Source organism: Candidatus Paceibacterota bacterium (assembly GCA_016782605.1).
Taxonomy (GTDB): domain Bacteria; phylum Patescibacteriota; class Minisyncoccia; order Minisyncoccales; family RBG-13-42-11; genus BS750m-G71.
Genome location: JADHYE010000006.1, coordinates 23,642 through 30,294 on the forward strand (window position 1 = coordinate 23,642; position 6,653 = coordinate 30,294).

Genomic DNA, 6,653 nt, shown 5'->3' on the forward strand with positions numbered 1-6,653 from the left:
ATAGATAAAATGTCAAAGAAGAAGCTTTACATCACAGTTGTTTTTATTTTCATTCTGGCTCTTTTTGCCGGAATCTTTAGTTATCCTGACTATTTCAATCACAGAATTGATTCTTTCAACAATTTGAATGTTTCAGTTTTCGGCCTTCAGATTCAAATGCCTCGTTTTTCGAATATTCCTTTTATTTTGGGTCTGGATTTGCAGGGAGGCGTTCAGCTGATTTACGAGGCAGATCTATCCAACATTGAAGATAAAGACAAAACAGAAACAATGGAGGGATTGAGGGACGTCATTGAAAGAAGGGTTAACTTGTATGGCGTTGCTGAACCGGTTGTTCAGGTGCAGGGCAAAAGCAGATTAATCGTTGAATTGGCTGGGGTCAAGGATATTGGAGGAGCGATAGAAATGATAGGGGAAACCCCATATTTGGAATTTAAAGAAATCCTTTCCCAGGAAGAAAAAGAGGAAGCGAAAAACAGCTTTACCGATGAGGAGATATCTCAAATAATTGAAACCTACAAACAGCAGTCAGGCCAGGATATAACCAAAGAAGAGGTTTTGGACATACTGACTTCCAGTATGTTAAAGCCGACCGAGCTGACCGGCAAATATTTGAAAAGGGCTGATATTACTTTTGATCCGAATACCAACAAGCCCCAGGTTTCCCTTCAATTTAAGGAAGAGGGAGCACAATTGTTTGAGCAAATCACTGAAAGGAACGTTAGCAAACCTCTGGCCATTTTCTTGGACGGCCAGTCAATCGTTGATACTGACGGTGACGGAAAGATAACGGATAATGATATTTATGCGCCGGTTGTCCAGGAGAAAATTACCGGCGGCAAAGCAGTGATTACCGGAGATATGAATGTTGATAAGGCCAGGGAAATCGTAAAAAGGCTCAATTCTGGCGCTTTGCCGGTTAAAATAGGAGCGCCAATCTACCAGAAGCTGATCGGTCCTACTTTGGGCCAGGTTTCTCTGGAAAAGTCTTTGAAAGCAGGCATATTCGGCTTTTTGGCCATAATTCTGTTCATGATAATCTTTTACCGCTTGCCGGGATTGTTGGCTTCCATTGCCCTGGTTATTTACGCTGTTTTGGTTCTGTTTCTCTTTAAGGTAATCCCGGTTACTTTGAGTTTGGCCGGCATTGGTGGATTTATTTTGTCTGTTGGTATGGCAGTTGACGCCAATATTCTTATCTTTTCCAGAATGAGGGAAGAATTAAAGGAAGAAAAAGATTTTGAGCAGAGCGTTAAAGAGGGGTTTGACAGGGCCTGGCCGTCAATCAGGGATAGTAATTTCAACTCGCTTATCGTCTGTTTAATTCTCTTCACTTTCGCCACCAGTTTCATTAAAGGATTTGCTTTCACTTTAATCTTGGGAATTTTGGTTTCGATGTTTTCTGCGATTATTATCACCAGAACTTTTCTCAGGTGCTTTATTAGAACAAGGTTGGAAAAAATTAAATGGCTTTGGTAAATTATGTCAATTAAATTCTTAAAATATTCAAAAGTTTACTTCGTTCTTTCCGGAATTTTGATTGTGGCCAGCCTTGCTTCAGTCTTGATTTTCGGATTGAAGTTCGGCATAGAGTTTACCGGCGGCAGCATTATGGAATTGTCTTTCCAGGAAGAGAGGCCGTCTTTGGAGAATATCCAGCAAAGCCTTTCTGAATTTGATTTGGGAGAAATTGTTTTGCAGCCTATTGGCGATAATGAAATGGTTTTGCGAATGAAAGAAATTGATAGAGAAACTCACGAAAACGTGCTTTTTAAACTGCAGCAAACCTATCAAGCTGAAGAAAAAAGTTTTGAGATGATCGGTCCGACTATCGGCGCAGAATTAAAGCAAAAGACGAGAAACGCCATAATTATGGTGCTGCTGGCCATCACTCTTTACATCACAGTTGCCTTTAGAAAGGTTTCTTGGTCAGCCATACGTTCCTGGCAGTATGGAGTTGCTTCGCTTTTAGCTCTGTTTCATGATGTTATTATTCCTTTGGGGGTTCTGGCTGTTTTGGGAAAACTTTATAATGTTGAAATTACCATTCCGGTTATTGCCGCTTTGTTGACTATTTTGGGTTATTCGGTCCATGATACCATCGTCATCTTTGACAGGATAAGGGAAAACCTGCTTAAGTCAAGATTTAAGTCGTTTGAAGAAACGGTTGATGCCAGTTTGAACCAGACTCTTTTCCGTTCAATCAGCACTGTTTTCACTGTTTTGCTCGTGCTTTTTGCCATCTTCTTTTTCGGCGGCCAGACCTTGCAATCTTTCTCTTTGACCCTGATAATCGGCATTACCAGCGGCGCCTACTCTTCCATTTTCTTAGCAAGCCCCTTGTTGGTCGCCTGGGCAAGATGGAGGCAGAATAAAGGGAAGATTTGACATTAATTATCAAATATTGTATAAACAAACTATATGACTATTAATTACTATCAAATCTGCGAAAAACTTTTAAAAACGCTGCCTCAAAAACAAAAAGAGGTTCTTTTGAGGCGTTTTGCTTTAGATTCAAAAGATTCCAAAAAAGGGGAAACTCTTGAATTTATCGGCAAAAGCTTTGGTATTACCAGAGAAAGGGTTCGCCAGATTGAAAACGACGCTTTTTCAAAGTTGAAGTCAGAGTCAAAGAAACATCAGAAAGTCTTCCAATATTTCAAAAACTTTCTGAAAAAGACGGGAAACCTAAGGAAAGAAGAGGCGCTTTCGGCTGAATTAGCTTCCGGCAAATTCAAGAACCAGATTTATTTTCTGCTTACTTTGGGAGAAGATTTTATCAGATTCGGAGAAACAAGGGAATTCTATTCTCTTTGGACGATTGACAAAAAGTCCTGGTTTTCAGCGGAAAAAACAATCAATCTCATCTGCGAAAAGCTCAAGAAAGTCGGCAAGCCGTTAAAATTAAAAGAAATTAATAATTTAAGTTCTCTGAGAGCGGAAACCCTCAGTTCTTTTTTGGAAATTTCAAAGAAGATCCAAAGAAATAAAGAGGGGTTTTTTGGCTTGAAAGACTGGCCGGAAATAAATCCGAAAAAGATAAAAGACAAGGCCTTCCTGGTTTTTAAAGGAAGCCAGAAACCCTTGCATTTTGCCCAAGTAGCCACTTTAGTCGGTCAGGCTTTGCCCCAGACAGTCCATAACGAGCTGATAAAAGATCCGAGATTCGTTCTGGTGGGGAGAGGCATCTACGCCCTGAAAGAATGGGGATACGAGCCTGGCATGGTCAAAGACGTTATTCTTAACGTTTTAAAAACAGCCGGCAAGCCGCTGAAAAAGGAGGAAATTCTAACAAAGACTTTAAAACAGAGAATGGTCAAGGAAAACACAGTTCTCTTGAATTTAAGCAATAAAAAATACTTTTTGAAAACTCAGGAGGGTCGTTATACAATAAGAGAAGCTTAACATTTTAAATTATGCCGATAGAAGAAGTCGTCTCAACATTAACTACCATCTGGCAGATAATAGAGAATTGGTGGTGGGTTGTTTTACCTTTTGTTCTCTGGAAGCCGCTTTCCTTTCTTTGGCTATGGTGGAGAATCGACCTTTTTTTGAGCAAGCAGCGCTGGATCATGCTTGAGATAAAGTTGCCCAAAATTCTGCCAAAGCCCATAAGGGCAATGGAAGTTGTTCTCTCGAGCGCACATGCAGCAATCTATCATCCGCCGGACCTCTGGGAAAAATGGGTAGATGGTCAGGTTCAGATGTCATTGGGTCTTGAAATGGTTGCCATTGACGGAGAGCCGCACTTTTTTGTCAGAACGCCCGTGCAATACTGGGATGCAATAGAATCCAGCTTTTATTCGCAGTATCCTGAAATTGAAATTGTAGAAGCTGATGATTATACAAAATATATTCCTCAGAGCATTCCCAACAAAGAGTGGGACATGTTCGGTTGTGATTACAAATTGGTAAAAGATGATCATTATCCGATCAAGACATATACTGAATTTGAGACAGAGCAGGAAAAAACTGAGGAGAAAAAAATTGATCCGATTGCCGGACTTCTGGAAGCGATGGCCAAAATTAAGAAAGGAGAGCAGCTTTGGATTCAGCTCTCAATTGAGCCTATTGGCGATGCAGATGAGTTGAAGGTTTTAGGCCAGGTAACGACAAAGAGATCTTACAGCGTTTGGCAGAAAAAAGGAGAGGACTTAAGGGATAAACTGGCCAGGAGAGATCTTCCTCCTCTCCAAAAGCCGATTATCCAGGGAGCAGCTGAAATTTTAATATCAGGCCCGCCGGAAGAGAAGAAGGAAACAAAAGAATTCCTTCCTCCTGAGATGAAATTGACCCCTGGAGAAAGGGAGATTCTGGGCGCAATAGAGCACAAAATGTCAAAACCGATTTTCAATGTTACTGGCAGATTCATTTATCTCGGCAAAAGAGATGTCTGGTTCAAGCCGAATTTCAGATTAGCTTTTTCTTTTTTTAACGAATACATGACCACTAACCTTAATGCTTTGTTTCCTGATGGCCGAACTTTGACCAAGATTAAAAAATCTTTATTTTTTCCCTTATTGAATAATAAAACTTTAATGGCCAGAAGGCATTATTTGAGATGCCGGAAGCTTTTCAGAAACTATATTAAGAGACTGACTCCCTTCTTCCCCCGTACTGGCGGAACCTATATGCTAAGTACGGAAGAAGTCGCTTCTATTTTCCATTTCCCAAGCCAAGAGACAGCTCCCGCTCCAGGCGTGCAGAGGATAGAATCAAAGAAAGGAACTGTTCCGCCCTCTTTGCCCATGGAGGATTAGGGCTTTAACAATTCAATATGACTAACGAAGAAATCAATTTTTTTGCTTTAACCACCTTCAGGAACCAAAGGAAAAAGTTTGGGATTAAAACCGACGACAGGCGTCGGCATGTTTACGTTATTGGTAAAACCGGCATGGGCAAGACCGTGATGTTAAAGAATATGGCTATTCAGGATATCCAGCAGGGCAAAGGAATCGGTTTTGTCGACCCCCATGGCGAAGCAGCCGAAGAATTGCTCGACAGTATTCCTTCAAACAGGGTGAACGACGTAATCTATTTCAATCCGGCTGATATCGATTATCCTATTGCTTTTAACATTATGGAAAAGGTTGGCATGGAGTACAGGCATTTGGTTGCTTCGGGCTTAATGGGAGTTTTCAAGAAAATATGGCCTGATGTCTGGTCAGCCAGAATGGAATACATTTTGAATAATGCAATTCTGGCACTTTTGGAATATCCGGGAGCCACTCTTTTGGGAGTTAATCGGATGATGGCTGATCCCGAATACCGGAAAAAAGTGATTGAAAAAATAATGGATCCTGTGGTCAAATCTTTCTGGACCCAGGAATTTGCCAGATATTCTCAAAGCCGGGGATATGAAGTGGAAGCAACGGCTGCCATTCAGAACAAAGTGGGCCAGTTCATTTCCAACCCTTTGATCAGGAATATTATCGGCCAGGTAGGGTCAAGTATCAATATGAGGAATATTATGGATGAAAAGAAGATTTTCATCATGAATATATCTAAAGGAAGGGTTGGAGAGGATAATTCCAGGCTGCTTGGCGCCCTTTTAATTACTAAGCTCCAGCTGGCAGCTATGTCCAGAGTAGATACTCCCGAGGAAAAAAGAAATGATTTTTTCCTTTATGTTGATGAATTCCAGAACTTTGCCACAGAGTCTTTCACCAACATTCTGTCTGAAGCAAGAAAATACAGACTGGCTTTGCTTTTAGGCCACCAGTACATTGCTCAAATGGAAGAAGAGGTCAGAGACGCGGTTTTCGGGAATGTGGGCACGATCGTCACATTCCGAGTCGGGGCGGAAGACGCAGAATATCTGGAAAAGGAATTTGCGCCTGATTTTACCGCTGAAGACCTGATCAATTTGCCGAAATACAACATTTATTTGAAACTGATGATTGACGGGGTTGCCGGTCCTGGTTTTTCGGCAGAAACCATGGCTCCTTTGCCGATTCTTGAAAAATCAAACCGGGAAAAGATTATCATGGTCTCAAGGGAAAGATACAGCACCCAGAGAAAAGTGGTTGAGGAAAAGATTGCCAAATGGATGGGAACGCTAAGTCTTCCGGAGATTCCTATTCAGCCGCCTTCCCAGCCTTTGTACGATGCTAAATGCGCTTTGTGCGGCAAGTGGACAAAAGTTATTTTTGAGCCAACAGCTTCCCGCCCAGTTTATTGCAAAACCTGCTTAAAGAAAGTTAAAGGGTCTTCCGAAAAAGAAAAACCCAGTTTGCCTATAACCGAGCCGGAAAAACAAAAAGAATCAGCGCCAGCTGTTTCCCTCCAGGATGCGGTCAATAAAACGCCTGTTTCTTTTTCCAGCAGGCCGACAAATGAAAAAGAAGAAAGAAAGAGGCCGAGGAAAGAAGTTAATATCGAAGAATTAAAAAAAACATTAGAAGAGTCTTTAAAAGACGTAGATAAAAAAGATGAACCCCGTTAGAAACACTTGTAGTTGGTATGTCTATGTTTTGCAAAACAAGCATCGGAAATGGTATATAGGTTCAACTCGAGATTTGCGAAAAAGAATTTTACAACATAATTCAGGAAAAAATAGGTCGACAAAACACGGAGTTCCATGGAAATTAATATATACTGAAATTAGCATTAAACAACAAGATGCCCGAGCAAGAGAAAGATATTTGAAGTCT

General features: G+C 41.0%; 6 protein-coding genes. All 6 read left to right on the forward strand.

Features of this window, described 5'->3' with window-relative positions:
• Nucleotides 1-9 precede the first annotated feature (9 nt).
• Entirely contained in the window at nucleotides 10-1,479 is a 1,470-nt protein-coding gene (gene secD, locus ISS83_02605) for a protein translocase subunit SecD (GenBank protein ID MBL7142520.1), read from the forward strand.
• A 3-nt stretch (nucleotides 1,480-1,482) separates the two neighbouring features.
• Nucleotides 1,483-2,388: a protein translocase subunit SecF gene (gene secF / locus ISS83_02610; protein MBL7142521.1), complete on the forward strand. Its 906-nt coding sequence runs from the start codon at nucleotides 1,483-1,485 to the stop codon at nucleotides 2,386-2,388.
• A gap of 33 nt (nucleotides 2,389-2,421) precedes the next feature.
• Complete coding sequence (locus ISS83_02615) at nucleotides 2,422-3,405, forward strand: hypothetical protein (GenBank protein ID MBL7142522.1); 984 nt, start codon at nucleotides 2,422-2,424, stop codon at nucleotides 3,403-3,405.
• Nucleotides 3,406-3,416: 11 nt separating this feature from the next.
• Nucleotides 3,417-4,760, forward strand: coding sequence for a hypothetical protein (locus ISS83_02620; protein MBL7142523.1), 1,344 nt, complete (start codon nucleotides 3,417-3,419; stop codon nucleotides 4,758-4,760).
• A gap of 17 nt (nucleotides 4,761-4,777) precedes the next feature.
• Nucleotides 4,778-6,445, forward strand: coding sequence for a type IV secretion system DNA-binding domain-containing protein (locus ISS83_02625; protein ID MBL7142524.1), 1,668 nt, complete (start codon nucleotides 4,778-4,780; stop codon nucleotides 6,443-6,445).
• Nucleotides 6,432-6,653 (forward strand): GIY-YIG nuclease family protein (locus tag ISS83_02630; protein ID MBL7142525.1); only part of this gene is annotated, 222 nt, incomplete at its 3' end. The genes ISS83_02625 and ISS83_02630, both read left to right, overlap by 14 nt.

Bases quoted from the DNA above. Each gene is read 5' to 3' on its own strand.
- secD (MBL7142520.1), top strand. From the start codon at position 10: ATGTCAAAGAAGAAGCTTTACATCACAGTTGTTTTTATTTTCATTCTG.
- secF (MBL7142521.1), top strand. From the start codon at position 1,483: ATGTCAATTAAATTCTTAAAATATTCAAAAGTTTACTTCGTTCTTTCC.
- ISS83_02615 (MBL7142522.1), top strand. From the start codon at position 2,422: ATGACTATTAATTACTATCAAATCTGCGAAAAACTTTTAAAAACGCTG.
- ISS83_02620 (MBL7142523.1), top strand. From the start codon at position 3,417: ATGCCGATAGAAGAAGTCGTCTCAACATTAACTACCATCTGGCAGATA.
- ISS83_02625 (MBL7142524.1), top strand. From the start codon at position 4,778: ATGACTAACGAAGAAATCAATTTTTTTGCTTTAACCACCTTCAGGAAC.